Source organism: Thiobacillus sp. (assembly GCF_030696885.1).
GTDB lineage: Bacteria > Pseudomonadota > Gammaproteobacteria > Burkholderiales > Thiobacillaceae > Thiobacillus.
This window is the reverse complement of the sequence record NZ_JAUYRI010000005.1, coordinates 235,894-259,075: the sequence shown is the minus strand read 5'-3', so window position 1 is coordinate 259,075 and position 23,182 is coordinate 235,894. Positions and strand designations below refer to the sequence as shown.

Sequence of the window (23,182 nt, the reverse complement as noted above, 5' to 3'; positions counted from 1 at the left end):
GCATCCGCGTGTAGCGTCTGAAGCTGACGGCAGTATAGGCAAACTTCCGCCAGACGCCGTGCAGCAACCCTTTCAGAGGCGTGGCCATACGCGCGCAGGCGTACGATGGCCCCTGCCTAGTGTGATGGCAAGGTCAGCGCCAGGCTGGCGGCGATCTCCCCGGCAAGCTGCCCGGCCGCTTGCCTGACCGGCGCTGTCGCGGTTTCACTCAAGCAGGCCGTGCCGATTTCAATGCCATACAGGTCGATCCGGGGCGGCAGCGCGTCGAGTTCGCGCGCCAGCAACAACGCATCGAGCACGCCGATGCCATGACTCGACAGGCCCTGGTCATAGGCCGGCCAGTCTTGTTGGTCGAAGCGGCGGATATCGCCCGCCTGACCGCCACCCCGCATCGCATCGATCAGGATGAGCCGGGACACGCCCGCAAGTAACGGAATCAGGCTGGCGCCGGGACGGTCCAGCTTGTCGATCTCAACCGCCTCCAGACCGGCGGCGTGCAAGGCGTCAACCGTTAGCCAGCCCGCCTGGTCGTCTCCCGCTGGCGAGCCGATGCCGAGGATGCGCACCCGGCTCATCCGCGTTTGACGTGCATGCGCAGAAAATGGGTGGCGCAGGAAATGCAGGGGTCGTAGTTGCGGATAACCTGTTCGCAATGCAGCCGCAGCGCGTCGTCCGACTGGTCGAGCCCGAAGCTGCGCAGTGACAGCCGCAGGTCTTCCTCGATGCGCGCCTGGTTCTGGCTGGTCGGCGGCACGATGCGCGCGTTGAGCACGCGGCCCTCGGCGTCCATCTCATAGCGGTGCCACAGCAGGCCGCGCGGCGCCTCGGTGCAGCCGATGGCGACGCCGGCGCGCGGGGTAACCGGCACCCACGGCGAAGCGGGCACGCGGTAATCGTCGAGCAGGCGCAGCGCCTCGTGCAGCGCGAGCAGGATTTCGATCGCGCGCGCGACCAGGCTGTGGAACAGGTTGCGGCTGGGCAGCGCAATACCGCTTTCGGCCAGCAGGGTCTGGACCTTTTCGGGCAGGCTGCCGTGGTTGAGGTTCAGCCGCGCCAGCGGGCCGACCAGATACGGCTGGCCGTGGTAATGGCTGAACAGTGCGGTGGAATGCGCTTCATGGTGTTCGGCAAAATGTGCGTCGAAAGCCTCGGCGTCGATCAGCAGGCCGTCGCTGGCGCCGATGGCGCCGTGCTCGATGGCGTATTCGTCGGGGTGGCGCAGCGCGACCGAGGTGAAAGCCTGGTCGTCCTGCGGCACCGCGATGCCAGCCGCCCAGCGGACCAGCGCCTCGGCTTCGGGCAGCGCGGCGGCGAGTTGTTCGCGGATCGCCTGAACCCGGGCCGGCGCTGGCGCGCCGTGGAAGCCACCGATGCGCACGCCCACCGGATGCACCGAGCGCGCGCCGAACAGATCCATCAGTTCGTTGCCCAGCGCCTGGATGCGCAGGCCGCGGCGCACTTCCTGCGGCGCGATTTTCGCCAGCTCGATGGCGCTGTTGCAGCCGAAGAAGTCCGGCGCCGCCAGTAGATGAATGTGCAGACTGTGGCTCTGGATCCATTCGCCACAGTAGAACACCCGGCGCATTGCGCGCGCCCACGGGCTGAGCTCGACGCCGTACAGTTTTTCCAGCGCCTGCGCCGCGGTGACCTGGTAGGCCACCGGGCAGATGCCGCAGATGCGCGCCACGAAGTCGGGGATGTCGCTGTAGTGACGGCCCTCGAGGAATTTCTCGAAGTAGCGCGGCGGCTCGAATATGCGCAGTCGCAGCTGGGTGATGTCGCCGTCGTCGATGCGCAGGTCGAGCGCGCCCTCGCCTTCCACCCGTGCCAGCACCGGCACGTGGATCGCCACGCTACGCTTCTGCTCAGTCATCGCCGCGCCTCCGGATCGTGTCGGCGGCGGCGAGGAACGCCGGCGCCTGGCTGTTGATCGACTGGAAGCGGTGTACCACCGCCCGCGGCGTCAGCCCCAGGCTTTTGAACTGCGCCGCCAGCGCGTCGGTGTTGGCGTTTTCCGCCGGGCCGTAGCAGCCGTAGCAGTCGCGGCCGAGACCGGGACACAGGGCGCCGCAGCCGGCACGCGTCACCGGGCCCATGCAGGCGATGCCGCGCGTGACCATCACGCAGGGGTGGCCCTGGCGCTTGCATTCGGTGCAGACCTTGTCGACGTTGTCGCGCGGCGCCACGCCCAGCAGCAGTGCATTGACCACCGCCACAATCTGCGGCCCGCTGACCGGACAGCCCCACAGTTCGAAATCCACTTTCACATGGCTGGCAATCGGCGTCGAGCGTTCCAGGCTGGCGATCGCCTCGGGGTGGCTGTAGATCTGCGTGACCCAACCCGCGTCAAACACGCCGTTGCGCAAGGCCTGAATGCCGCCGGAAGTTGCACAGGCGCCGATGGCGATCAGCAGGCGGCTGTGGGCGCGGATATGCTGGATGCGTTCGAGATCTTCCGATGTCGACACGCTGCCTTCGACAAACGCGATGTCGACTTCGGACTCGGGGTCGAGTGGCCCGGCTTCGGCAAAATGCACCAGCTCGACGCGCCCGGCCAACGTCAGCAGATTCTCGCCCAGATTCAGAAAGGCCAGCTGGCAGCCGTCGCAGGAACTGAACTTGTGCACCGCGACGCGCGGTTTTTGAGCGCCCGTCATCAGAAGCCCCGGTGACCGAGCAGGGTCTTGACCTTGCCCCAGTTGAACACTGGACCGTTGCGGCAGATGAAGGCGCTGCCGAACTGGCAATGGCCGCAGCGGCCGACGGCGCACTGCATGTTGCGCTCCATGCTCAGATACAGGTTTGACTCGGGCAGACGGTGTGCCAGCAGGCTGTCTGCAGCGGCGCGCATCATGCCTTCCGGCCCGCACATCATCGCCACTGCGCGCTCGGGGTTGAAGCGGGCAAGGCTGAACAGGTCGGTCACGCGTCCGACATGCCATGGCCACAGGGCGCCGCCCTCGCTCGCCGCCACCAGCACCTGGGTATTGGGCAGTTTGGCCCAGCGGTCGTACTGCTCGCGCCAGATCAAATCCTCGGCGTGCTTCACGCCCTGGATGATGACCAGCTTGCCGAAGCGTTCGCGCCGCCGCAGCACGTAATGGATGACCGACACTACCGGGGCGCAGCCGAGGCCGCCGGTCACCAGCACGACATCGCAGCCGCCCATTTCCTGCAGCGGCCAGCCGTTGCCGAACGGTCCGCGCAGGCCGATTTGGTCGCCCGGCTGCAGGGCAGCCAGACCCTGGGTGACGCGGCCAATCGCGCGGATGGTGTGGCCGATGCCATCGCGCTCTTCCGGGTCGGACATGATGGAAATCGGCACCTCACCGACGCCATAGAGATATAGCATGTTGAACTGGCCCGGCGCGAAGCGGTAGGCGGCCTGCGCTGCCGGGTCGTCGAGCCGCAGCCTGAGCGTGAAGATGGTGGGCGACTCCTGCGTGCGCGCCACCACGGTGGCGGCGTGCGGCGGTCCGGCATCGAGCGCGTGCGGTGCATCGTTCATGGCGTGGCCTCGCGTGCCGTCAACGCGGCCACTTCTTCGGTCAGGTCGATGCCCACCGGACACCAGGCGATGCAACGGCCGCACCCGGTGCAGCCGCTGCGGCCGAACTGGTCGTGCCAGCCGGCCAGCTTGTGGGTCAGCCACTGGCGGTAGCGGCTTCGGATGTCGGGCCGCACATTGAAGCCGTGCAGGTGGCCGTGCGACTCGCCGAAGCAGGAATCCCACTCGCGCACATGCGCACTCGACTCGCCGCTCAGCGCAGGTTGATCGACCTCGGCGTGGCAGAAGCAGGTCGGGCACACGGCCGTGCAGTTGCCGCAGGCGAGGCAGCGCGCCGCTACCGCGTCCCAGCGCGGATGTTCCAGCTGGCTCATCAGCGCGTCGCGCAGGTTGCGCCCGGGCAGCCGCCTTGTCTGCGCGGCAGCCGCGGACTCGCCCTGCTTACGGGCGTCGTCGATGTGCTGCGCAAGGGCGGGCGACAGGCGCAATGCGTCGACGACATGCTGGCCGCGCGCACTGCCCGCCTCGACCACAAAGCCGTCCGCCAGTTCGGCCAGCGCAATGTCGTAGCCGGCGGTCGGCGTCGGACCGTCGCCAGTCGATGCGCAAAAGCAGGTTGCTGCCGGCGCGGCGCACTGCACTGCAACCAGTAACAGTGCGTCGCGCCGCTGGGCGTAATGCGCATCACGCGCGCCCGCGCGCAGGAAATGGGCATCCTGCAGCGCCAGCGCTGCAAGGTCACAGGCGCGCACGCCGATCAGGGCCCGCTTTGGCGCCGCCGGCAATACCGCCGAAAATTGCAGCGTGCCTGAAGCGTCGCGCGCCACGCGCCACAGCGACTCGGTGGGTGCGAACGCCAGCGGCTTGATCGCCTGCGGCCCATTGGCCCAGGCGAAGTAGCGTTGTTCGGGATCCTGCGTCAACTGGTATCGCCCCGGCGACTGCACAGCCTGCAGGCCGCGCGGGATGGCATCGGGCGTGGCGAGCTCGTGCAGCACGATGGCGCCATTCTCCACACCCGGGCCGAAGCATTGATAGCCCTGCTGCATAAGCTGGCCCACCAGCATGGGCAACTGGTCGTGAGGCAGGAATCCGGACGGGACGGAATGGGGAGGCATGCCTGACAGTGTAGGCACAAAGCTCCCCAGCGAACAGGCCCCTCGGATCCCCGCATGGTGCGTCATCCAGATGTAGGAATCCCTGCAGGCCGGTTCGCTATAATGGCGCTTTCTGCAGAGATGAAGGAGCATGCCATGCAGCAGCAACTCGATGTCTTTATTCATTCCCTGACGACGTTCTGGACCCAGCTTGCGGGGTTTGTGCCGCAATTGCTGGCAGCGCTGCTGCTGCTGTTCATCGGCTGGTTGCTGGCCAACGTGGTGCGCACCGGGGTGATGAAGCTGCTCGACGTGCTGCGCTTCGACAGCCTGGCGGAAAAGACCGGCATCGAGGCCTTCCTCAAGCAGGGTCATCTGGACGTTTCGCTGTCCAGGCTGCTCGCCAAGCTGGCCTACTGGGTCATCATCTTCATCGTCGTCGTCACCGTGGCCAACAGCCTGGGCCTGCACATGGTCGCCGAGCTGTTCAACAAGGTGGTGTTCTACATTCCCAACATCATCGTCGCCATCCTGGTGCTGGTGTTCGGCGTGCTGGTGGCGCGCTTCATCAACCGCATGGTCTTTGCCTACCTCAACAACATCGGCGTGCAGGGCGCGCTGACCATCAGCACGCTGGCGGAATACGCGACCATCATCTTCGTGGTGTTTGTGGCGCTGGAACAGCTGGCAATCGGCACCAACCTGCTGACCGCCGCGTTCCAGATCGGCTTTGGCGCGGTGGGCCTGGCCTTCGCGCTGGCCTTCGGCCTGGGCGGACGCGAGTGGGCCGCCGGCGTGATCAAGAAAATGACCGAGAAGTAAGACACCAATCGACGGCCTGGGCTGACCCCTAAAAGCTCAGGCTGGAGCCGCCCCGCTGCAACTCCAGCAAGGCAGCCATGCCGCGCACCTGCAGCGAGGGCCAGCGGCTACCGGCCGTTCCCGGCGCGCGAGTGCTGCAGAAGCGCTCACAGGTCGAGCAGACCAGCAGTTCGCCGCCCAGATCGAAATATTCCTGAATCAGTTCGGTCAGGGGCGGAAAACCGGGCATCTCCACGCGTTGAGCCTGATCAGGATCACCCCATGTTGAACCGTCACCCGCCAGGAAAATCCGGACCGGGCGCTCCATCGCGGCAGCGCTGAGCGCAGCCACGAAGGCCAGAGTGGCCCGTTTGCCGCCGTCCTCCATGCCGCTCATGAGCAGGATCGTTAGCGGATGCGGATCCTGCGTGCTTGCCGGTGCAGGGTGATGGATGGGGCTTGGCATGGCTGTAAGCATCGTCGACTCCTCAGGTGTTTCGGCTTTGCCTTCGACTTCGCCGGAAATCGGCTGCTGAATAGCTTAAGCCGATTATGGAAGAACGCTCCGCGCCGCGCATCGGCCGGACGGCTTATTCAGGACGGACTAGACCGTTCGCCAGTGGATTTGCCGGAGAGGAACTTGCGCAGCAGCGCCCGCAACTGCGCGGGTCGGATCGGCTTGTAGAGAACGGCGTGACCCAGCGAGGTCAGCAGCTGCACGGTGTCGGACCGGGTATCGCCCGTGATGAGGATGGCTGGAATGTGGGTGCCCCAGCGTGCGCGGATCATTGCGATGGCGTCGAGGCCGGTCTCGCCATTGAGCAGCTGGTAATCGGCGAGGACGACGTCGGGGGCGACGTACTGGTGGTGTCTGACCTGCTGGAGATCGCTGAACAGCTGGACCTTCAGGCCCCATTGCGTCAGCAGCTTGCCCAGTGCATCGCGCACATCGGGGTCGTCGTCCACGATCACAACCTCCCCGTTCAGGTCGACATGTGCGGTCTCGGCTTCTTCGCCCGCAGGGGCTTCATTCGTCAGCCGCGGCACGTCCAGCGAAAACACCGTGCCCTGTCCTGGCCTGGAATGCATTTGCAGCGGATGATCGAGCAGGCGTGCCAGGCGACGGACGATGGCGAGGCCGAGGCCCAGTCCATGCCGGGTCTGCTCATCCTTGGGCCCCGCCTGGTAGAACTCGTCAAAAACCCGCGCCTGGTGTTCAGGCGCGATGCCGCACCCAGTGTCCCAGATCTGCAAGCGCAACCGCTCACCATAAGGTCGCGCCGACAGCAGAACACCGCCGTGCGTGGTGTGAAAAAGCGCATTGGACAAGAGGTTGCGGCAGATGCGCTCCAGCAGGATGCCATCGCTTTCGATCCAGACGCCCGGTGCATGCACGCGCAGGGACAAGCGCTTGCGCTCGGCTTCGGGGGCAAACTCGTCCGCCAGGTGCAGGAAAAGCTGGCGGATGTGAACCGGCGCGATCTGTGGCTGGACCACGCCGGCGTCGAGCTTGGTCACGTCCAGAATGGCGTTGAACAATTCGACCGTGCTCAGAATGGAGCGTTCGATCTTGTTCAGGACGTCCTGCGCGGCGCGTCCATGCATCTGGGTCTTGAGGCTTTCCACATAGAGGCTGATGGCGTGCATCGGTTGGCGCAGGTCATGGCTGGCGGCGGCCAGAAAACGGGATTTGGCCAGGCTGGCCTGCTCGGCTTCCTTTTTCTTGTGCTCGAGTTCGGCGGTGACCGAGCCCACCCTGGCTTCCATGTCCTGCTGATAGGAACGCAGGGATTCGCTCATCTGATTGACCATGGCCTGAAGCTCGCGCAATTCATGGGAGCGTGCGGTGACGTCCATATGGGATCCGAAAGCACCCGAGCTGATGCGCTTCATCATGGCGACGATGTCCAGCAGGGGTTTTACACCGGACTGTGCTAGCTTGTTGATCAACAGGATGGCCGGGATGAGTCCGAGTAGCGTGATGCCCAGACTGGCCAGCAACAACTGCTGCGTCAGCGCCTGCTTCTGCTGCAAATCGATACTGACCGCAACCCAGGCAAGCGGGGCTAGGGGCGCAGCACTGTCTTCTATAAAGGGGTCGCTTTCATCCAGCTGGCTTAACCGCACCGGGTAAGTGAACCAGACAAGCTTGCCATCCTGCCATTGACCGGTCTTGCGCATAGGAGGCGGGTGGTCGACAGGCTCGCCGCGTGCCAGCCTGGTCTGGTCCGGCCACACCACCATCGCACTTTTCACGCCGGGCTCCTCCAGTGCCTGGTCAAGCATCTTTTCCAACGCTGCCGTATTCCCGCTGAACACGCCGTATTCGGATACGGAGGCCAGATGGCGCGCCATGGCCATGCCCTGCTGCTGCGTCGTGGTTTCCAGGTCATTCAGCCGGGAATAGACGTGAAAAGCCGTCAGCACTGCAGCCACCAGCAGGGTAGGCAGCAATCCCAGCATGAAGGCACGCGTGCGAATTTTCATTCAATCATGCCGAGACGGAATCGCCCGGATGCTTCTAAGCAGGCCACCCGGCTACCCAGACAACTAGTCCAGCAGCCCGATCGCCCGTGCGACTGACGCGGCTTCGGTGCGGTTGGCTACGTCCAGCACCCGGAAAACTGTGGCGATATGCGCCTTCACCGTGCCTTCCTCGATATCGAGCTCACAGCAGATGGCCTTGTTGGGCTTGCCAGCAGCCATTAGGCGCAAGACCTGCAGCTGGCGCTCGGTCAACTGCGTATGGGCCCGTTCCCTGACAGTTGGCATGGCCGAGCGCGGCGCAACGCCTGCAGCGCTGGACAGCATTTGCGGGGGAAGATAGGTGCCACCCGCGAGGACCAACTGGATTGCGCACAGCATCACGGCAGGCGTCGAGCTTTTGGGAATGAAGCCAGAGGCGCCGGCTGCAAGCACATGCTGTATTTTTTCTGGTTCTTCGTCGCCGGTCAGGATGACAAGCGGCAGCCAGGGATGCAACCCGATGAAGCGGCGGATGCCCTCCACCCCGTTCATCCCCGGCATATTGAGATCAAGCACCGCAATTTCGGCATCGGGATGGGCCGCGGCTTCGACCAGCGCAGCGTCGAGGCTGTCGCCCTCCCATATTTCACTGCCCGCGCAATGCGCGTTGAGCAGCAAGGCGAGGCCGTTTCGAAACAGCGTGTGGTCGTCAGCCAGAACGAGCTTCATGAACCTCCTCAGCGCCCGAGCGTGTCAGAGCTTGCAGCGTTACCGCATGCGCGGCTTGCGGGTGTGCTTGTCCGGTACGCCGCGGGTCTGGCGGCGCGGCGTCGGCGCCATGCCGGCCCACTCCATCACGCGCGCGACCAGGTCGTCGTCGAGTTCCATTTTCTGCCCGCGGCGCAGTTGCGGCGGCAGCACGATCGGGCCGAAACGAATCCGCGTCAGCCGCGATACCGTCAGATTGAAGTGCTCGAACAGCCGCCGCACCTCACGCTTGCGGCCTTCCTTGATCACCACGCGGTACCATTTGTTGGCGCCCTCGCCGCCGGCGGCGAAGCAGCTTTGCAACTGCGCCGGGCCGTCGTCGAGCTCCACCCCGGCCAGCAGCTGCGCAATCATGTCCTCGGTCAGTTCGCCCAGCACCCGCACTGCGTACTCGCGCTCGACTTCAAAGCGCGGGTGCATCAGCTGATTGGCCAGCTCGCCGTCGGTGGTGAAGACCATCAGGCCGTCGGTGTTGTAGTCGAGCCGGCCGATCGAAATCCACTTGGCGCCGCGGATCTTCGGCAGCGCATCGAACACGGTGGCGCGGCCCTTGGGGTCGTCGCGGGTGACGATCTCGCCTTCCGACTTGTGATAGATCAGGATGCGGGTGCGCTTTTCGTCAAAGCGCAGATAGACGCGGCGGCCGCTGACCTTGACGATGTCGCGCGGGCCGACCTTGCTGCCAATGAGGGCGGTTTCGCCGTTGACCTGCACGCGGCCCTCGGCAATCCATTCCTCCATTTCGCGGCGCGAGCCGAGGCCGGCCGAGGCCAGCGCCTTCTGCAGACGTTCACTCGCGGCTTCGGGAGCGAGCGCCTGTTGCAGGCGGCTCGCCGCACGCCCCATGGGGGCGGAGGGCGGGCGGCGGATGGGGGATGCAGGGCGTGCCATGTCAGGTGATCTCGGGTGCGGGCGCGACGCGGACGATCTCGATCACCGCGCCAAACGTCTGGGGGACGTCATTGTCCAGCAATTCCCCGCGCAATTCAGGAATTAATGCCGTTTCATCGGGCGTGACCAGATTGCCAAGCTCTTCCAGCGGCGGCAATTCGGACAGCGTGACGAGGCCAAGGTCGCTTAGAAAGTGGCCGGTTGTGCCGAACAGCGCGGGGCGGCCCGGCACGTCGCGATGGCCGATGGCCTCGATCCAGCCGCGTTCTTCCAGCGTCTTGATGATGTTGGGATTGACCGACACGCCGCGGATATCCTCGATGTCGCCGCGCGTGACCGGCTGGCGGTAGGCGATGATGGCCAGCGTTTCCAGCACCGCGCGCGAATAGCGCGGCGGTTTTTCGTTCTTCAGCCGCGACAGCCAGGGCTGCATTTCGGCGCGTGTCTGAAAGCGCCAGCCGTCGGCCACCTGTACCAGCTCAACGCCGCGGCCGTGCCACGCGCCGCGCAGTTCGTCGAGCGCGCGGCGCAGCACTTCGCCGGACAGGCCGGGCTGCGACTCCTGCTCGAACATGCGCTTGAGGTCGGCCAGCGTGAGCGGCTCGACCGCGGCCAGCAGCGCCGCCTCCAGCACCAGCTTCAAATCGTCGGGATGGTCATTCGGCTGCAGATTCATGGAGCTTTACGTAGATGGGGTCAAACGGCTCGGCCTGCGTCACGTCGAGCAGGGTTTCCTTGGTCAGTTCCAGCACCGCGAGGAAGGTGACCACGAGTTCATGCACTGTCGCCGCTTCCGGGAACAAGTCCTTGAATTCCATGAACTCGCCTGGCGTCATCTGCTTCAGGATACGGCTCATGATTTCGCGGATCGACAGGTCCTGGCGGCCGATGCGGTGGTGGGTGCGGTTCTTCGCGCGCGACAGGATCGCAAGCCAGGCCGCGGCCAGCTCCTCCGGATGCAGGCTCGGCAGGCGCCGGGCGGCAGCCGGCAGAAACACGCTGACGGTGTCGAAATCGCGCCCAGCCTGCGGCATGGCGTCGAGGTGCTGGCCGGCGAGCTTCATCTGCTCGTACTCGAGCAGGCGGCGCACCAGCTCGGCGCGCGGGTCGTCGCCTTCGCTGGCGTCCTCGGCCTGCTCACGGCGAGGCAACAGCATGCGTGACTTGATGTCGATCAGCATTGCCGCCATCAGCAGATATTCCGCTGCCAGCTCCAGTCGGGTGGCGCGCGCCGCTTCGACGTAGGCCATGTATTGCTTGGTCAGCGCCGCCATCGGGATGTCGAGCACATCGAGGTTCTGGCGCCGGATCAGATACAAGAGCAGGTCGAGTGGGCCCTCGAAGGCCTCGAGAAAGACCTCGAGCGCGTCGGGCGGGATGTAGAGGTCCTGCGGCAATTCGGTCAGCAGCTCGCCGCGCACCCTGATCACAGGTGCGGCGGGGGTGGCGTCGGGCGGCAGGTCGAGGAGCGCAGCTTCGGTCATCCCGGCATTTTACCCGACTCGACAGGCCCCGCCCCAAAGGATTCGGCGTCGCTGATCCCTATCTGGGCGTCTAACAAAACCCACTTGCATTTGACTGGTCGGTCTACTACGATGCAGCGCATGAATATCGCAACCGACACCCGTTCCCGCATCATCGCAGCCGCCAAGCCGCGTTTTCACTCGCGCAGCTACGCGAATGTAGGCATCCAGGAAATCTGCGAGAGCGCCGGGGTGCAAAAAGGAAGTTTCTATCACTTCTTCCCGTCCAAGCGCGATCTCGTGATGGCGGTAATCGACGCGTTTGCGGACGAATGGGCCAACGGCTTTGTTGCCGAAGCCTTCGATCCGGCCTTGCCGCCGATGGAGCGGATCGATTATTTGATCGATGCAGCCTACTTCTGGCAGAAGTCGATCAAGCAAGTGCATGGGCGCATGCTGGGTTGCATCTTTGGCAACCTGACGCTGGAAGTCAGCACCCAGGACGATATTCTGCGCGCCAAGCTGCTCGCGATTTTTACGCGCGCAAAGTCCCGCTTCAAGGAAACGCTGGAACAGGCCGTGGCCGCTGGCACCATCCCGCCCCTGGATGCGGGCCTGACCGCTGAAGCCATGCTGGCCTATCTCGAGGGGGTGATCTTGCTGGCCAAGGCGCAAAATGATCCCGAACTGCTCTATCGACTGGGCCCTGCGATCAAGACGCTGCGCATCGAATTAAGCGGTGACTGATCTGATGCGATCAGGTCACGTTTTTTCCCCCTTGGAGAACATTAAGCCGTTTTCGCCCGGCAATTTTTTTGCCGATTCTCTTGACCGAACGGTCATCTACCATGAGGAGTGATTACGATGAATGCACCTGCCACACATAGCCTGGATGCACGCGGCTTGAACTGCCCGTTGCCTATTTTGCGCACCAAAAAAGCCCTGTCTGAACTGGGTACCGGGGACACACTCGCCGTCATCTCTACCGACCCCGGTTCCCTGAAGGATATGCAAGCCTTCTGCAAGCAAACCGGGCATGACCTGATCTCGTCCAGTTCGAATCAGGGCGAGTTCGAATTTCTCATCCGCAAGGCATAAGGAGAAGACCATGGGCGTAGCAGACAAGATCACCCCGCCAACACTGGATCAGTCCCAATTCGATCAGTGGTTCGACCAGCGCTTCGAGGCCAGGATGGCCGAACGCGAAGCCGCGCATGTCCCATCCCTGTCCATTATCGCCACCAAAGGCACCCTGGATTGGGCGTACCCGCCGTTCATCCTGGCGTCGACCGCCGGCGCGCTGGGCTGGGATGTGTCCGTTTTCTTCACCTTCTATGGGCTGGAACTGCTCAAGAAGGATCTCCACCTCGAGATCAGTCCGCTCGGCAACCCCAGCATGCCGATGAAGATGCCGTTTGGACCGCAGTGGCTGAAAGACATTAACTGGAAGGTGCCGAACGTCGTCATGGCTGGTGTACCCGGATTCGAAAAAATGGCAACCGGGCTGATGGCGCAAACAGTGAAAAACAAAGGCGTGGCCACCATCGACGAATTGCGCAGCGCGTGCATCGAGGCGGACGCCAAGCTGTTTGCCTGCCAGATGACGGTGGACCTGTTCGGCTACTCGCAGGATGAATTCATCCCCGAAATCGAGGGCTGGATCGGCGCCGCCAGCTTTCTGCCAACCGCGCAGAAGTCCGATGTTTGCCTGTTCATTTGAAGTCGCACCGAACGAGACAGGACAACCGGCTGGGATTGTCGTTGTCCTGTCCCGGAATCAATCCGCGCCGAACACCACCGCCGCGACATCCTGATAGCGCTTGGCGTAATGCACGGTGAATCCGGCGCGGATATGCTCGGGCAGCTTGTCGAAGTCGCGCCGGTTGGCGTCCGGAAGGATCAGTTCATGGATGCCGACTCGCCGCGCAGCGATGACTTTTTCGCGGATGCCGCCGACCGGCAACACCTTGCCGGTCAGGGTCAGTTCGCCGGTCATCGCCAGCGGGCGCGGGATTTTTTGGTTTTTGGCCAGTGACAGCAGCGCGGTCGCCATGGTCACGCCGGCGCTGGGTCCATCCTTGGGCGTCGCCCCTTCCGGCACGTGCAGGTGAACGAAGCCCTTGTCGAAGAAGGTGATGTCCGCGCCGTAGGTTTTCAGGTGCGAGGCGACATAGCTGTAGGCGATTTCGGCCGATTCCTTCATCACCTCGCCCAGCTTGCCGGTGAGCTTGAAACCGCGGTTAAGCGTATGGACCCGCGACGCCTCGACCGGCAGCGTGGCGCCGCCCATCGCGGTCCACGCGAGACCGGTGACGATCCCTACCCCGCTCATCGGTTTTTCGCGGCTGAACACCGGCTTGTCGAGATAGGCCTCGATTTCCTTGACGCCGATCCGGATTGGCGTGGCGCTGCCGCCGAGGATCTTGACCACAGCCTTGCGCGCCACCCGGCCCAGCTGTTTTTCCAGGTTGCGCACGCCGGCTTCGCGCGCATAGCCCTCGATCACGTGGCGCAATGCGCCTTCGCTGATCGCGAGCTGGTTCTTTTTCAGGCCGGCCCGCTCCAGCACGCGCGGCCACAGGTGATGTTTGGCAATCGCGATCTTTTCCTCGGTGATATAGCCGGAGAGGCGGATGACTTCCATGCGGTCGAGCAGCGCCGAGGGGATGGAGAAATCGTTCGCGGTACAAATGAACAGCGCCTTGGACAGATCGAAACGCACATCGAGGTAATGGTCGAGAAAGTCGGCGTTCTGCTCGGGGTCGAGCACTTCCAGCAAGGCCGAGGCCGGGTCGCCCTGGAAGCTGGCGCCGATCTTGTCGATCTCGTCGAGCATGATGACCGGGTTGGCCGATTCCACCTCTTTCAACGCCTGCACGAACTTGCCCGGCATGGCGCCGATGTAGGTGCGGCGGTGGCCCTTGATTTCGGCCTCGTCGCGCATGCCGCCGACCGAGAAGCGGTAGAACTTGCGCCCCAGCGCTTCCGCAATCGACTTGCCGATCGAGGTCTTGCCGACGCCGGGCGGGCCGATCAGCAGCAGGATCGAGCCGGCCATTTCGCCGCGCATCGCACCGACGGCGAGGAATTCGATGATGCGGTCCTTCACGTCCTCCAGTCCATCGTGGTCGCGGTCGAGGATCTTGCGCGCGCGCTCGAGGTCGATCTTGTCCTGGGTATGCACGCCCCACGGCAGCACGGTCAGCCAGTCGAGGTAGTTGCGGGTGACGGTGTACTCCGACGAACCGGTCTCCAGCAGGGAGAGCTTGTGCATTTCCTCGTCGATGCGCTTTTGGGCCGGCGCCGGCAGCGTCAGCTTGGCAATGCGTTCCCGGAACGTGTCGAGCTCGGCAGTCTTGTCGTCCTTGGCAAGGCCGAGCTCCTTCTGGATCGCCTTCAACTGCTGGCGCAGGAAGAATTCGCGCTGCTGCTCGGTCATTTTCTCGTCGACCTTGCCACGGATGTCCGATTGCAGGCGGGCGACGTCGAGTTCCTTCTTCAGCAGCACCAGCACCTTCTCCATCCGCTTCTTCAGGCCGAATGCTTCCAGCACCTCCTGCAATTCCAGCTTGGAGGCAGTGGTGAGGCTGGCGGCAAAGTCGGTCAGCCGCGAGGGCTCGTTCGGCCCGAAGCGGTTGAGAAAGAACTTGAGCTCCTCCGAATACAGCGGATTGAGCGGCAGCAACTCCTTGATGGTGTTGATGATGGCAATCGAATAGGCGCGGATTTCCTCGGAATCCGCCTTGCCGGTCTCGTTGGGGTACTCGACGCGGACCTTGTAGGGCGCGGTTTCCGACAGCCACTCGACAATGCGGAAGCGGCGCGTGCCCTCGGCGATGAACTGCATCTTGCCGTCGGTGCGGACCGGATGATGGATGCGCACCACGGTGCCGATGCTGCGGAAATCGGCGCGCTTGATGTCGTCGGTGTTGTCGGGTTTGACCACGACCAGGCCCACCATGTGGTGCGCGGTGTCGCCGATGGCTTCCACGGTCGACAGCCACGGCGCCTCGTTCATCAGCAGCGGCAGGGTTTGCGCCGGGAAGAACGGCTTTTCGGTCAGCGGCAGCAGGTGGAGCTCGGTCGGCAGCACCGGCGAGCTGGGCAACTGGCGGTCGTCAGGGACGATTTCGCCTTCGAGTGCGGGATCATTGGGCATGGTCTGATCATCTTAGTCCGAAACAACAGTGACAGAAGATCGGGCCGATCTGCCCGTTTTCAAGGTGCGGCGGGATCGGCAGCCGGGCGTACCGGAATTTCCTCGACCACATCCGGCAGGCCGGACAGAATCATCAGCTCGACCCGGCGGTTGCGTGCCCGGCCTTCGGGCGTGTCGTTTGACGCAATCGGCTGGCTGGCCTCGCGCCCGATGGCGTAGAGCCGATCGGGCGAAATGCCGTTGTCGGCGAGCAGACGAACCACGCTGGTGGCACGCACCGCCGACAGCTCCCAGTTCGATGCGAACAGCGGGCTGGTGATCGGCACGGGGTCGGTATGGCCGGTGATTTCGAGCTTGAAGGGTTCGTTTTTGAGGGTGTTCGCCACTGCGCTCAGCACTTCCAGCGATTGTGGCTCCAACTCCGCGCGGCCGGGCTCGAACAGCACATTGGCGTTGATTTCGATGCTGACGCCACGCCGGCTCTGCGTCATCCGCACCTTGCCCTCCTTCACCAGCGGGCCCATCACATCGAGCAGGTTGTTGGCCACCTCGGCCATGTGCTCTTCTTCCTCGATGGCCTGCTGCTGCTTGAGGCTGCGCTGGCTGACTTCGGGTGGCAGCGGCGTCGGCGTCAACTGCGGCACCGGCATGTCGGTCGCTACCGTCTTGCCGAACGCGCCACCGAGCGCGCCGGCCAGCACGCGGTATTTGGATTCGCTGACCGCCGAGATGGCGTACATCACGACGAAAAACGCAAACAGCAGCGTGATGAAATCGGCGTAGGAAATCAGCCAGCGGTCGTGGTTGTCATGGTCGGATGCAATGCGGCGGCGGCGACGCATGATCCTAGGAACCCTGGTTGGACGCACCCGATGGTGCGTCTGGGCAGGTGGCTGCCGCGAAATGAGGAGGCAGCAGGCCATTGCCTGCAACGACGAGTGACAAAGGCAGGCGCGTGACCAGGCGTGCCAGCGGGTACGTAGCGGAGTCACCCTTTACGCGAGCGCGACCCAAGGCGCAGAAAGACGTATTCAAGCGGTACGCCATGAGCTTATAAGCGGTCAACCACGGTTTCTAGGATCATAGATAGCCTCTGAGCCGGGCTTCGATGATGCGCGGATTGTCGCCCTGGGCGATGCCGACAAGGCCGTCGCTGAGGATCTCGCGGTCGCTCACCTGGCGCGCGATGGTGAACTTGATCTTGTTGGCGATGGGCAGGAACACCAGGTTGGCCAGCCCCACGCCGTAGATGGTGGCTACGAAGGCGACTGCGATGCCGGCGCCCAGCTTGCTGGGGTCGGCCAGGTTTTCCATCACGTGGATCAGGCCGATCACCGCGCCCAGAATGCCGAGTGTCGGCGCATAACCGCCGGCGACTTCCCACACCCGCGCGGCCTGCCGCTGCTCGGTCTCGAAGCCGACGATCTGAACGTCGAGCGTGTCGCGCAGCTTGGCCGCGTCGGCGCCGTCGATCAGCAGTTGCAGACCGCCCTTCTGGAATGGGTCGCGCGTCAGGTCGAGGTGCTTTTCCAGCGCCAGCAGGCCCTCGACACGCACCAACTGCGCCCACTGCACCACGCGGCGGATCAGCACGATGCTTTCATCTTCGGGCGGACGGAACGCCCATTTGGCCATGCGCACGCCCTTGATGAAGACCGGCAGCGGATAGTGCAGCATCACCGCGCCGAGCGTGCCGATCACGACAATGACAAAGGCGGCCGGCTGCAGGAAGGTGCTGACATGGCCGCCCTCCATCGCCTGGCCGCCGAGGATGGCGACCGCCGCCAGCGTGAGACCGATCAGGCTTCCGCGATCCATGAGTCTTCCTTGAGCTTGGCGCGAAGCCGCGCGATCGCCTGGCCATGCAACTGGCAGATGCGTGATTCGGTGACGCCGAACACTTCGCTGATCTCGCGCAGGTTGAGTTCCTGTTCGTAGTACAGCGACATCAGCAGCTGTTCGCGTTCGGGCAGGTTCTCGATGCCGGCGATGATGCAGGCACGCAGGTTGGCGTCGAGCAACTGCGGCAACGGCATGCTGGATTCGGCGGCGGACTGCTTGTCGAGGAAGGAATCGTCCTCGTCCGTGTCGCCGAAATCCTCGAAGTACAGCAGCTGGTGCCCGCGCGCGTCACCCAGCATCGACTGGTAGTCGGCGAGCGGAATCTTCATGGCTTCGGCGATTTCGGTTTCGCTGGGCTGGCGCCCGAGCTTGTGCTGCAGCGCGCTGATGGCCTGCTCGATCTTGCGCATCGACTGCCGCGCGCTGCGCGGCATCCAGTCGATCTGGCGCAGCTCGTCGATCATCGAGCCGCGGATGCGCTGGATCGCGTAGGCCTCGAACTGTGCGCTCTGCGCTTCGTCATAACGGCTGATCGCGTCCAACAGGCCGATCATGCCCGCCTGCACCAGGTCGTCTTCTTCGACGCTCGGCGGCAAACGGCCCATCATGTGATGGGCCAGTCGTTTGACCATGGGCATGTACTGCGTCAGCAGGTCGCTTTTTTCGCTTTTTCCGCTTGCGGTATACACCCTTACCCTCTCCTATAGGCTTCCACCAGGCAGCCGCCCTGGATCACGCGCTGCATGAACGCCCCGACGCTTCCCAGGCTGGGGGGCTGCGGCCAGCAGAGCAAACCCTCCGCCAGTTTACGGAACTGCGAGGTGGATTGTGCAACCGGGAAGGCGTCCACCACCGAGGTGTGCAAATGGCTGGCGCGGGTCATGCGCTCGTCGAGCGGAATATACCCCAGGTAATCGACCGCGACCCCCAGATAGCGCTCGGCAGTCTGGGAGAAATTCTGCGCAACGGCCTGCGCCTGTTCCTGCGATTCCATGCGATTGAGCAGCAGACGGAAGCGGCGCTTGCCGAAGTTCTGCGACAGCCGCTTGACCAGCGTGTAGCCCTGGGTGATCGCGGTGCTACCGGGCGGCAGCACGACCATGATCTCGGTCGCGGCAAGGCCGAGTGGCAGCGCGTCGGGGTCGGTGGCCTCTTCCATGTCGACCAGCACTACGTCGACACCGCATTGCAGGCGGTTGAAGCATTGCGCCAGCCATTCCTGGTCGCGCATCGACAGGCGGCCAAGCCGGGTGAAGCCGCCTCCCAGCGGCAGCACCTGAACGTTGTCGGGGCCGGTCAGCAGCAAGGCGTCCAGCGTGCACTGACCGGCGAGCACGTCCGCCACGTCGTAGCGCGGCGTCAGGCCCAGCGCCGCGCAGGCACCGCGGCCATGCTGGTCCTGGTCGATGATGAGCACGTCGCGCCCGGAGCGCGCCAGCGCGACGGCCAGGTTGGCGGTGGCGGACGTCTTGCCCGCGCCCTGCTGCCCCGACATCACGGTAATGACCTGAAACCCGGTCTGCCCCAGCAAGCGGCGCAGTCCGGCGGCCTGATCACTGACGAACTTATCCAAGGGCCACCGCGCTTTCACGATGCGGGGTGTGCATGCCGGAAAGCGCGAACGCCAGTTCGCTGTCGTCCAGTTTCCAGGGCGAGGACAGCGTGCGGGTCTTGAAGGCGCGGTGAACCAGGTACTGGCGGTTGGCCAGGTGCAGGTCCTCGGGCACCCGCTGGCCGGTGGCCAGGTAGTGCACGTTGAGTTCGTGGCGGATCGCGCAGTCGAGTGCCGGGCCCAGGCTCGCGGCCTCGTCGACCTTGGTCAGGATGCAGCCGTCCAGACCGCGTGTCTGGTAGGCCTGCACCACCTCGTTGAGGGTGTCGCCGTGGCTGGTGGCATTGAGCATCAGCAGGCGCTTGATCGGCTGGCCGGCCTGGCACAGCATTTCCACCTGTTCGGCAACGGCCTGGTCGCGCTGGCTCATGCCGATGGTGTCGATCAGCACGGTGTGCTTATTGCGCAATTCGGCCAACGCCAAGCGCAGGTCGGCGGCGTCGCGCACCGCATGCACGGTCACGCCGAGAATCTTGCCGTAGATGCGCAGCTGTTCGTGGCCGCCGATCCGGTAGCTGTCGGTGGTCAGCAGCGCCAGCTTTTCGGCGCCGTGACGCACCACGAAGCGTGCAGCCAGCTTGGCGGTGGTGGTGGTCTTGCCGGCGCCGGTCGGGCCCATCAGGGCGAACACACCGCCGGCGTCGAGCATGTCGGTTTCGTTCTGCATCACCTGCAGGCGCTTCATCAGTGTGTTGCGCATCCAGACCTGTGCCTGGTCGGCGTCGCCTTTGGGCAGGGCTTCCAGCATCTCGCGCGCCAGCGTGGCACTGAATCCGGCCGTCAGCATTTCGCGCATCAGCGTGGCGCCGGACGGGTCGCGTCCCGGCAGGTCGCGCCAGGCCAGGTCGGCGAGCTGGCTTTCCAGCCGCGTCTGCAGCGTCTTGATTTCGCTGATGACGCTTTTCGCCAGTTGCGCGCTCTCCTGGCTCGGCACCGCGACGCGCTCGATCAGGCGACGCTTGATCGTGACCTCGGGCGTCGGTTCGGGCGTCCGGCCCAGACCCGCATGGCGAAAAACGGGCACTGCAGCGGGCGCCGATACCGGTTTTTCCACCGCGGGCGGCGCCATGCTGGCGATGTCGTCGGCGGCCAGCGCCAACACCTCGACTCCGCCATCCACAGCGCGATTGGAGAGGATGACCGCATCGGGTCCGAGTAGCTCACGCAACTGACGCATGGCCTCCCGGGATGTTTTGGCGACGATTCGTTTCACGTTCATGCTGCTCCTCCTACAAGGGAAGTCACTTTGATCTGTTTGCCTTCGGGTACTTCAGCGTGCGAAAGCACTTTGAGTTGCGGCACGGTGCGCCGCAGGAAACGTGCAAGCAGCGGACGCAGCACGGCCGGCGTCAGCAGCACCGCGGGATGACCCAGGGCCTCCTGACGCTGGGTGGACGTCTGGGTCCGTTCCAGCAAGGTGTCGGCCAGCCCCGGCTCCATGCCGGCGGCATCGTGGCCGGTTTGCAGGGTCTGCATCAGCAGGCGCTCCAGGCCCTGGTCGAGTGCGATCACCGGCAGTTCATTGGTCGAGCCGTAGATCTGCTGCACGATGGAACGGCCCAGCGCCACCCGCACCAGCGCGGTGAGTTCGTGCGGGTCCTGCACCCGCGTGGCATGCTCGAGCAAGGTGTCGATGATGGTCCGCATGTCGCGGATTGCCACGCCTTCGATCAGCAAGTTCTGCAGCACTTTCTGCACTGCGGAGAGCGTCAGCATTTTCGGCACCAGGTCTTCCACCAGCTTGGGCGCACTCTTGCCCAGGTGGTCGAGCAGTGCCTGCGCTTCCTGGCGGCCGAGCAGTTCGGCGGCATGCAGGGTGACCAGATGGTTCAGATGGGTGGCGATCACGGTACCGGGGTCGACCACGGTGTAACCCATCGACTGTGCCTGTTCGCGCAGGCCAGACTCGACCCACACCGCCGGCAGGCCGAACGCGGGATCGGTTGTGGCGACACCCGGCAAGGTGGCGCTGATGTTGCCCGGGTCGATGGCGAGGAACAGGCCGGTGCGCACTTCGCCGCTGCCGATTTCCACGCCTTTCAGGGTGATGCGATAGCTGTTCGGATTGATCTCGAGATTGTCGCGAATGTGCACGGCGGGCGGCAGGAAGCCAATCTCGCGCGCGAATTTCTTGCGGATGCCCTTGATGCGGCGCACCAGTTCGCCGTCGGCCGCGTTGTCCACCAGCGGGATCAGGCGATAGCCGACTTCCAGCCCCAGGGTGTCGACCGGTGCCACATCTTCCCAGCTGGCTTCTTGGCTTTCGACGGAGGCAAGCGGGGCCTCCTGCACCTCCGGTTCCACCTCGGGTTTTTGGTGGCTGCCTCGCCAGGCGAGCCAGACGATGCCGCCCGCCAGCAGCAGGAAGACGAAGTTCGGCATGCCGGGAATCATGCCCATCAGGCCGAGGATCGCAGCAGTGAGATAGAGCGCCTGGGTCTTATTGAAGACGTTGGACATCATCTGACCGGCGATATCCTCTTCAGTACTGACGCGGCTGACGATGATGCCGGCAGCAATCGAGATGACCAGGGCCGGGATTTGTGCCACCAGGCCGTCGCCAATCGCCAGCAGCGTGTAGTTGCGGGCGGCGTCGGCCAGAGACATGTCGTGCTGCATCAGGCCGATGAGCAGGCCGCCGACGATGTTGATGATCAGAATCAGGATGCCGGCGATCGCATCGCCGCGGACGAATTTCGAGGCACCGTCCATCGAACCGTAAAAATCAGCTTCCTGCGAAATTTCTGTGCGGCGGCGACGCGCCTCGTTTTCGTCGATGAGGCCGGCATTCAGGTCGGCGTCGATCGCCATCTGCTTGCCCGGCATCGCATCGAGGGTAAAACGCGCGCTGACTTCGGCGATGCGGCCGGCGCCCTTGGTGATGACGATGAAGTTGATCACCACCAGAATGACGAACACGATAATGCCGACCGTGTAATCGCCGCCGACCAGAAAATGGCCGAAGGCCTCGATCACCTTGCCGGCGGCGTCCGGGCCGGTATGGCCTTCCAGCAGCACCACCCGAGTCGATGCCACGTTGAGCGACAGCCGCATCAGGGTGGACAGCAGCAACACCGTCGGGAAGGCGGCGAAATCGAGCGCCTTCTTGGTCGACAGGCTGACCAGCAACACCATGATGGACAGCGCGATGTTGAACGTGAACAGCAAATCCAGCGCGATCGGCGGCAGCGGCAGCACCAGCATCGCCAGAATCAGGACGATGAAAATCGGCGCCGCCAGCGCACGAACGTTGGCGCCATTGAACAGACTGGAGAGGCTCAGGGTACCGTTCATGCGGTGGTGGTCTGCAGCGGATCAAGTTCGGGCGGCACCGGCAGCACGGTCGGCGCTGCGGGATAAGCGCCGCCCGTCTGCTGGTAATGGCGCAGCTGGAACACATAGGCCAGCACTTCGGCCACCGCTGCGTAGAGGGTGGCCGGGATTTCATTGCCGATTTCGGTGTGGCGGAACAGCGCGCGCGCCAGCGGTGGCGCCTCCAGCATCGGGATTTTGTGCTCGGCTGCGAGCTCGCGGATGCGCGCGGCGACGACGTCGGCACCCTTGGCCACCACGCGCGGCGCGCCCATCTTGCCTTCGGTGTACTTGAGCGCAACCGCGTAATGGGTCGGGTTGGTCACTACCACGTCGGCGGTGGGGATCTCGGACATCATGCGGCGGCGTGCCATCTCGCGCTGCTGGGCACGGATACGCGCCTTCAGATGCGGGTCGCCCTCGGATTCCTTGGCCTCGCGCCGCAGTTCTTCCATGCTCATCCTGAGCTTCTTGAAGTGGTTCCAGATCTGGAACGGCAGGTCGATCATGACGATGAACACCATCGTGGCCGAGACCAGCAGAAAGATCTTGCCAATCATATCGCCCATGTGCTGGATGGCCTGTACGGGCGACTCCATGCTGAGCGAGAAAACGGATTCGACGTTGATCCAGATGAGCCACACGGCGACGCCGCCGAGCAGCCCCACCTTGGCCAGCGCCTTGACCAGTTCGACCAGGCCCTGGCTCGAGAACATGCGCTTGATGCCCGATGCCGGGTTGAGACGATTGAATTTCGGCATCAGCGCCTTGGTGCTGAACAACCAGCCCGTCAGCAGCAGCGGCGTAATCACGGTGGCAAATACCACCAGCAGGAAAAACGGGGCCAGTGCAAACGCCGCTTCAAAGAAAAGACTCGATAGCTGCGCCATGACATGCGACGTGTCGCGCGCAAAGCCGGGCTCGAAACTCAGGCCGTCGCGCATGATGTGCGACAGGGTCTGCCCCAGTCCGTTGGCCATGATCCACAGGGCGGACCCGCTCGCCATCAGCACGACAAACGTGCTCAGTTCGCGCGACTGGATGACCTGACCTTCCTCGCGCGCCTTTTCCAGCTTTTGTGGCGACGCTGATTCTGTCTTTTCCTGATCGTTTTGCTCTTCAGCCATCCCGGTTCTCACCTGTTGGAGGGAACCCTGCCCCGCGCAGGTGCGCGAGACGGGTTTTCTTAAGCTGAATTATTGGCCAGGCGAAACGCTGGCGATCAGGGGAATAAGGGTGGATTTGGCCTGCTATTTCGCGCCA

At 64.1% G+C, this 23,182-nt stretch carries 23 protein-coding genes; 4 read left to right on the top strand and 19 right to left on the bottom strand.

Annotation, left to right across the window (positions count from 1 at the left end; genetic code table 11):
* Window positions 1-116: 116 nt before the first annotated feature.
* The 5 genes from Q8R61_RS02300 to Q8R61_RS02280 are packed head-to-tail and all read right to left on the bottom strand — an operon-like array spanning window position 117 to window position 4,644.
* On the bottom strand, window positions 117-575 hold the full coding sequence (locus tag Q8R61_RS02300; RefSeq protein ID WP_305533785.1) for a hydrogenase maturation protease: 459 nt from the start codon (window positions 573-575) through the stop codon (window positions 117-119).
* Window positions 572-1,873, bottom strand: a complete 1,302-nt coding sequence (locus Q8R61_RS02295) for a Ni/Fe hydrogenase subunit alpha (protein ID WP_305533783.1) — start codon at window positions 1,871-1,873, stop codon at window positions 572-574. The genes Q8R61_RS02300 and Q8R61_RS02295 overlap by 4 nt, the downstream gene beginning before the upstream one ends.
* Window positions 1,866-2,657 carry a sulfhydrogenase subunit delta gene (locus Q8R61_RS02290; protein ID WP_305533781.1) on the bottom strand — a complete coding sequence of 264 codons (792 nt, stop codon included), beginning with the start codon at window positions 2,655-2,657 and terminating at the stop codon, window positions 1,866-1,868. The genes Q8R61_RS02295 and Q8R61_RS02290 overlap by 8 nt, the downstream gene beginning before the upstream one ends.
* Window positions 2,657-3,508: an FAD/NAD(P)-binding protein gene (locus tag Q8R61_RS02285; RefSeq protein WP_305533779.1), complete on the bottom strand. Its 852-nt coding sequence runs from the start codon at window positions 3,506-3,508 to the stop codon at window positions 2,657-2,659. The genes Q8R61_RS02290 and Q8R61_RS02285 overlap by 1 nt, the downstream gene beginning before the upstream one ends.
* Complete coding sequence (locus tag Q8R61_RS02280) at window positions 3,505-4,644, bottom strand: 4Fe-4S dicluster domain-containing protein (RefSeq protein ID WP_305533777.1); 1,140 nt, start codon at window positions 4,642-4,644, stop codon at window positions 3,505-3,507. The genes Q8R61_RS02285 and Q8R61_RS02280 overlap by 4 nt, the downstream gene beginning before the upstream one ends.
* A 117-nt stretch (window positions 4,645-4,761) precedes the next feature.
* Here Q8R61_RS02280 and Q8R61_RS02275 point away from each other — a divergent pair, with 117 nt between their 5' ends.
* Complete coding sequence (locus tag Q8R61_RS02275) at window positions 4,762-5,427, top strand: hypothetical protein (protein WP_305533775.1); 666 nt, start codon at window positions 4,762-4,764, stop codon at window positions 5,425-5,427.
* Between the two features lie 28 nt (window positions 5,428-5,455).
* Here Q8R61_RS02275 and Q8R61_RS02270 read toward each other — a convergent pair whose 3' ends face one another.
* The 6 genes from Q8R61_RS02270 to Q8R61_RS02245 all read right to left on the bottom strand — a co-directional run bounded on the left by Q8R61_RS02270 (window position 5,456) and on the right by Q8R61_RS02245 (window position 11,015).
* The gene (locus Q8R61_RS02270; protein WP_305533773.1) at window positions 5,456-5,884 is read right to left on the bottom strand and encodes a DsrE family protein; all 429 of its coding nucleotides are present in this window, start codon (window positions 5,882-5,884) and stop codon (window positions 5,456-5,458) included.
* 116 nt (window positions 5,885-6,000) lie between these two features.
* The gene (locus Q8R61_RS02265) at window positions 6,001-7,893 is read right to left on the bottom strand and encodes an ATP-binding protein (protein WP_305533771.1); all 1,893 of its coding nucleotides are present in this window, start codon (window positions 7,891-7,893) and stop codon (window positions 6,001-6,003) included.
* Window positions 7,894-7,956: 63 nt separating this feature from the next.
* The gene (locus Q8R61_RS02260; RefSeq protein ID WP_305533769.1) at window positions 7,957-8,601 is read right to left on the bottom strand and encodes a response regulator transcription factor; all 645 of its coding nucleotides are present in this window, start codon (window positions 8,599-8,601) and stop codon (window positions 7,957-7,959) included.
* Between the two features lie 39 nt (window positions 8,602-8,640).
* Window positions 8,641-9,531: a pseudouridine synthase gene (locus Q8R61_RS02255; RefSeq protein WP_305533767.1), complete on the bottom strand. Its 891-nt coding sequence runs from the start codon at window positions 9,529-9,531 to the stop codon at window positions 8,641-8,643.
* Between the two features lies 1 nt (window position 9,532).
* The gene (scpB, locus tag Q8R61_RS02250; protein WP_305533765.1) at window positions 9,533-10,207 is read right to left on the bottom strand and encodes an SMC-Scp complex subunit ScpB; all 675 of its coding nucleotides are present in this window, start codon (window positions 10,205-10,207) and stop codon (window positions 9,533-9,535) included.
* Window positions 10,188-11,015: a ScpA family protein gene (locus tag Q8R61_RS02245; protein ID WP_305533763.1), complete on the bottom strand. Its 828-nt coding sequence runs from the start codon at window positions 11,013-11,015 to the stop codon at window positions 10,188-10,190. The genes scpB and Q8R61_RS02245 overlap by 20 nt, the downstream gene beginning before the upstream one ends.
* A 120-nt stretch (window positions 11,016-11,135) precedes the next feature.
* On the opposite strand from Q8R61_RS02245, the gene Q8R61_RS02240 reads away from it, so the two are divergent.
* The 3 genes from Q8R61_RS02240 (at window position 11,136) to Q8R61_RS02230 (ending at window position 12,714) form a co-directional block, all read left to right on the top strand.
* On the top strand, window positions 11,136-11,741 hold the full coding sequence (locus tag Q8R61_RS02240) for a TetR/AcrR family transcriptional regulator (RefSeq protein WP_305533761.1): 606 nt from the start codon (window positions 11,136-11,138) through the stop codon (window positions 11,739-11,741).
* 117 nt (window positions 11,742-11,858) lie between these two features.
* The gene (locus tag Q8R61_RS02235; RefSeq protein WP_305533759.1) at window positions 11,859-12,092 is read left to right on the top strand and encodes a sulfurtransferase TusA family protein; all 234 of its coding nucleotides are present in this window, start codon (window positions 11,859-11,861) and stop codon (window positions 12,090-12,092) included.
* Between the two features lie 94 nt (window positions 12,093-12,186).
* Window positions 12,187-12,714, top strand: a complete 528-nt coding sequence (locus tag Q8R61_RS02230) for a DsrE/DsrF/DrsH-like family protein (protein ID WP_305533757.1) — start codon at window positions 12,187-12,189, stop codon at window positions 12,712-12,714.
* Window positions 12,715-12,771: 57 nt separating this feature from the next.
* On the opposite strand, the gene lon is transcribed toward Q8R61_RS02230, so the two are convergent.
* The 8 genes from lon to flhB form a co-directional block, all read right to left on the bottom strand.
* On the bottom strand, window positions 12,772-15,153 hold the full coding sequence (gene lon, locus Q8R61_RS02225) for an endopeptidase La (RefSeq protein WP_305533755.1): 2,382 nt from the start codon (window positions 15,151-15,153) through the stop codon (window positions 12,772-12,774).
* Window positions 15,154-15,212: 59 nt separating this feature from the next.
* Window positions 15,213-15,995, bottom strand: a complete 783-nt coding sequence (gene motD / locus Q8R61_RS02220) for a flagellar motor protein MotD (RefSeq protein ID WP_305533753.1) — start codon at window positions 15,993-15,995, stop codon at window positions 15,213-15,215.
* Window positions 15,996-16,233: 238 nt separating this feature from the next.
* Window positions 16,234-16,971, bottom strand: a complete 738-nt coding sequence (locus Q8R61_RS02215) for a flagellar motor protein (protein ID WP_305533751.1) — start codon at window positions 16,969-16,971, stop codon at window positions 16,234-16,236.
* Window positions 16,953-17,684 (bottom strand): RNA polymerase sigma factor FliA, encoded by a 732-nt coding sequence (locus tag Q8R61_RS02210; RefSeq protein ID WP_305533749.1) that lies wholly within the window; start codon window positions 17,682-17,684, stop codon window positions 16,953-16,955. The genes Q8R61_RS02215 and Q8R61_RS02210 overlap by 19 nt, the downstream gene beginning before the upstream one ends.
* A 2-nt stretch (window positions 17,685-17,686) precedes the next feature.
* Window positions 17,687-18,568 (bottom strand): P-loop NTPase, encoded by an 882-nt coding sequence (locus Q8R61_RS02205; RefSeq protein ID WP_305533747.1) that lies wholly within the window; start codon window positions 18,566-18,568, stop codon window positions 17,687-17,689.
* Complete coding sequence (gene flhF / locus Q8R61_RS02200; RefSeq protein ID WP_305533745.1) at window positions 18,561-19,826, bottom strand: flagellar biosynthesis protein FlhF; 1,266 nt, start codon at window positions 19,824-19,826, stop codon at window positions 18,561-18,563. The genes Q8R61_RS02205 and flhF overlap by 8 nt, the downstream gene beginning before the upstream one ends.
* Window positions 19,823-21,901, bottom strand: a complete 2,079-nt coding sequence (gene flhA, locus Q8R61_RS02195; RefSeq protein ID WP_305533743.1) for a flagellar biosynthesis protein FlhA — start codon at window positions 21,899-21,901, stop codon at window positions 19,823-19,825. Before flhA ends, flhF begins: the two co-directional genes overlap by 4 nt.
* On the bottom strand, window positions 21,898-23,046 hold the full coding sequence (gene flhB / locus Q8R61_RS02190; protein ID WP_305533741.1) for a flagellar biosynthesis protein FlhB: 1,149 nt from the start codon (window positions 23,044-23,046) through the stop codon (window positions 21,898-21,900). Before flhB ends, flhA begins: the two co-directional genes overlap by 4 nt.
* Between the last annotated feature and the right edge of the window lie 136 nt (window positions 23,047-23,182).

What these genes read in the sequence shown, in the direction of transcription:
- Q8R61_RS02300 (WP_305533785.1), bottom strand. Translation starts at nt 575, where the DNA reads ATGAGCCGGGTGCGCATCCTCGGCATCGGCTCGCCAGCGGGAGACGAC.
- Q8R61_RS02295 (WP_305533783.1), bottom strand. Translation starts at nt 1,873, where the DNA reads ATGACTGAGCAGAAGCGTAGCGTGGCGATCCACGTGCCGGTGCTGGCA.
- Q8R61_RS02290 (WP_305533781.1), bottom strand. Translation starts at nt 2,657, where the DNA reads ATGACGGGCGCTCAAAAACCGCGCGTCGCGGTGCACAAGTTCAGTTCC.
- Q8R61_RS02285 (WP_305533779.1), bottom strand. Translation starts at nt 3,508, where the DNA reads ATGAACGATGCACCGCACGCGCTCGATGCCGGACCGCCGCACGCCGCC.
- Q8R61_RS02275 (WP_305533775.1), top strand. Translation starts at nt 4,762, where the DNA reads ATGCAGCAGCAACTCGATGTCTTTATTCATTCCCTGACGACGTTCTGG.
- Q8R61_RS02270 (WP_305533773.1), bottom strand. Translation starts at nt 5,884, where the DNA reads ATGCTTACAGCCATGCCAAGCCCCATCCATCACCCTGCACCGGCAAGC.
- Q8R61_RS02265 (WP_305533771.1), bottom strand. Translation starts at nt 7,893, where the DNA reads ATGAAAATTCGCACGCGTGCCTTCATGCTGGGATTGCTGCCTACCCTG.
- Q8R61_RS02260 (WP_305533769.1), bottom strand. Translation starts at nt 8,601, where the DNA reads ATGAAGCTCGTTCTGGCTGACGACCACACGCTGTTTCGAAACGGCCTC.
- Q8R61_RS02255 (WP_305533767.1), bottom strand. Translation starts at nt 9,531, where the DNA reads ATGGCACGCCCTGCATCCCCCATCCGCCGCCCGCCCTCCGCCCCCATG.
- scpB (WP_305533765.1), bottom strand. Translation starts at nt 10,207, where the DNA reads ATGAATCTGCAGCCGAATGACCATCCCGACGATTTGAAGCTGGTGCTG.
- Q8R61_RS02245 (WP_305533763.1), bottom strand. Translation starts at nt 11,015, where the DNA reads ATGACCGAAGCTGCGCTCCTCGACCTGCCGCCCGACGCCACCCCCGCC.
- Q8R61_RS02240 (WP_305533761.1), top strand. Translation starts at nt 11,136, where the DNA reads ATGAATATCGCAACCGACACCCGTTCCCGCATCATCGCAGCCGCCAAG.
- Q8R61_RS02235 (WP_305533759.1), top strand. Translation starts at nt 11,859, where the DNA reads ATGAATGCACCTGCCACACATAGCCTGGATGCACGCGGCTTGAACTGC.
- Q8R61_RS02230 (WP_305533757.1), top strand. Translation starts at nt 12,187, where the DNA reads ATGGCCGAACGCGAAGCCGCGCATGTCCCATCCCTGTCCATTATCGCC.
- lon (WP_305533755.1), bottom strand. Translation starts at nt 15,153, where the DNA reads ATGCCCAATGATCCCGCACTCGAAGGCGAAATCGTCCCTGACGACCGC.
- motD (WP_305533753.1), bottom strand. Translation starts at nt 15,995, where the DNA reads ATGCGTCGCCGCCGCCGCATTGCATCCGACCATGACAACCACGACCGC.
- Q8R61_RS02215 (WP_305533751.1), bottom strand. Translation starts at nt 16,971, where the DNA reads ATGGATCGCGGAAGCCTGATCGGTCTCACGCTGGCGGCGGTCGCCATC.
- flhF (WP_305533745.1), bottom strand. Translation starts at nt 19,826, where the DNA reads ATGAACGTGAAACGAATCGTCGCCAAAACATCCCGGGAGGCCATGCGT.
- flhA (WP_305533743.1), bottom strand. Translation starts at nt 21,901, where the DNA reads ATGAACGGTACCCTGAGCCTCTCCAGTCTGTTCAATGGCGCCAACGTT.
- flhB (WP_305533741.1), bottom strand. Translation starts at nt 23,046, where the DNA reads ATGGCTGAAGAGCAAAACGATCAGGAAAAGACAGAATCAGCGTCGCCA.